Origin of the sequence: Odoribacter sp. N15.MGS-14 (assembly GCF_000980245.1) — a bacterium.
Taxonomy (GTDB): Bacteria; Bacteroidota; Bacteroidia; order Bacteroidales; family Marinifilaceae; genus Odoribacter; species Odoribacter splanchnicus.
The window spans coordinates 1-2031 of sequence record NZ_LARE01000128.1 but is presented as its reverse complement, the minus strand read 5'-3'; the positions used below and the strand labels follow the sequence as shown (position 1 = coordinate 2031).

Here is a 2031-nt window from a genome sequence, read left to right as displayed (position 1 = left end):
GCTGTTGGTGATGCGGGCGTAAATTTGCGTAGTTTCTATGTTTGTGTGTCCCAGCATCTTGGACACCGTTTCAATGGGTACGCCCTTTGACAGCGTGGTGGTCGTGGCGAACGTGTGCCGGGCAAGGTGGAATGTCAGGTTCTTTTTAATACCGCATATATCGGCAATCTCTTTCAAGTAGGCGTTTAGCTTCTGATTGCTGATTACGGGAAGTATCTTCCCGTCCGGCAACTTGCCCTTGTACTTCTTCAAAATCATCTTGGGAATATCCAGCAGGGGGACATTCACGTCCGTGTTGGTCTTTACCCGCTTGGTGATTATCCAAAGGTTGCCGTCAAAGGACTTTTGGATATTCTCCTGCCGCAAGTTGGCGACATCGCTGTAAGCCAGACCGCAGAAACAAGAAAAGACGAACAAGTCCCTGACGTGTTCCAGCCGTTCGGAAACCATTTTCTTTTTAAGGATGATTTTTATCTCGTCCTCCGTCAAGTAGCCCCTATCCACTTTTTCCAGCCTGATTTTGTAGCTGGCGAACGGGTCGCCCACCAGTATGCCGTTGTTGCGGGCAATGATGATGATGCGCTTGAAGAACTGCATGAACTTGGCGGTGGTGTTGTAACCGCACTTGCAGGCGGTACGCAAATACAACTCAAAATCGGTAATGAACATTGGGGTAATTTCCTTTATGGATATGTCCGATACGTTGTACTTGCTTTGGATAAATTCAGCGAGGTGGCGGCGGGTCACTTCATACTTGCGGTAGGTCGCTATCGTCTTGGATATGCCCACAAGCTGCTTCACATCGTCATTGTGCTTTTGGAACAATGAAAGGATTGTTTCGTGGCTTTCGCTGTGTCCCAAAAACTCGTTCTTCACTTTCTCGGCGGTCACGTAGTTGTCACGCCGCTGCATTTCGTGGTAAATGGTGTTCAGGGAAGAACGTATGTCGTCCAGCAGGGCGTTTATTCTTCCGGCATCCCTGCCTTTGGCTTTGCCTGCGGCAATGCTCCAGTTACCGGGCTGGATGCTCTGTTTCGTACTGAACTGGCACTGTTTGCCGTCAATGGTGATACGTGCCATAATCATAACCTCGCCGTTTTTCTTTTCAGAACCTTTCTTCAAATAAAAAAGAACCTTGAATGTCGATTTCATAACTCACTTTTTTTAGTTGCAAAATTACTTTTTACCTCTCGTTTTTGAGTTATGCAGACTATGGACTAATCAAGTCATTATCAGGTCATTTATGGACAAATCGTTACCGTTTTTGTCCGGCAGGGAATAGGTAACGATTTAGTAACGAAACTTTGTCTTTTACCGTACTTTTGAAGTCTTGGAAGCAGGACTTTCGGGCAATAAAAAAAGCCACAAATCATTGATTTGTAGCTTTTTGTCCGTTTGCTGACCATTTCTGTCCAGCACGTTCAGCGGAGAGACAGGGATTCGAACCCCGGGTACCTCGCGGTACAACGGTTTTCAAGACCGCCGCAATCGACCACTCTGCCACCTCTCCAAAACTCCTTTATCAGAAGTGCTTTCCGTTGAAAGCGGTGCAAAGGTACGAATCATTTTTAAATCTGCAAACAATCTGACACTTTTTTCGTGAATTAATCGTATTTTTGTGCCCAGTTATAAGGAATAAAGATATGATATACCCTCAAAATTTTGAGCAAAAGATAGGATTCGACCAGATAAGGCAGTTACTGAAAGACAAGTGTCTTAGCACTTTAGGCGAAGAAAAAGTTTCAGACATGGGCTTTTCCGAACAATATGAAGTAGTAGAAGAGAATTTAAACCAGGTAACCGAGTTTGTTCGCATCATTCAAGAAGAGGACGGATTTCCCGACCAATTTTTTTTCGATGTCCGCCCTTCACTGAAACGGGTACGGATAGAAGGAATGTATCTGGACGAGCAAGAACTATTCGACCTGCGCCGTTCGTTAGAAACCATCCGTGACATTGTACGCTTTCTCCATCGAAATGAAGATGAAGAAGAGAACGATACCCCCTACCCCAGCCTGAAACGACTGGCAG

At 45.5% G+C, this 2031-nt stretch carries 1 protein-coding gene, 1 tRNA gene and 1 pseudogene; 1 reads left to right on the top strand and 2 read right to left on the bottom strand.

What is annotated here, in order from left to right; genetic code table 11:
• Positions 1-1152, bottom strand: a 1152-nt coding sequence (locus tag WS34_RS14350) for a site-specific integrase (protein WP_046405702.1), incomplete at its 3' end; no start/stop codon positions are given.
• 273 nt (positions 1153-1425) lie between these two features.
• Positions 1426-1510 (bottom strand) — tRNA-Ser (locus WS34_RS14345).
• 133 nt (positions 1511-1643) lie between these two features.
• On the opposite strand from WS34_RS14345, the pseudogene WS34_RS14340 reads away from it, so the two are divergent.
• A pseudogene (locus WS34_RS14340) lies at positions 1644-2031 on the top strand (endonuclease MutS2); the annotation flags it as partial.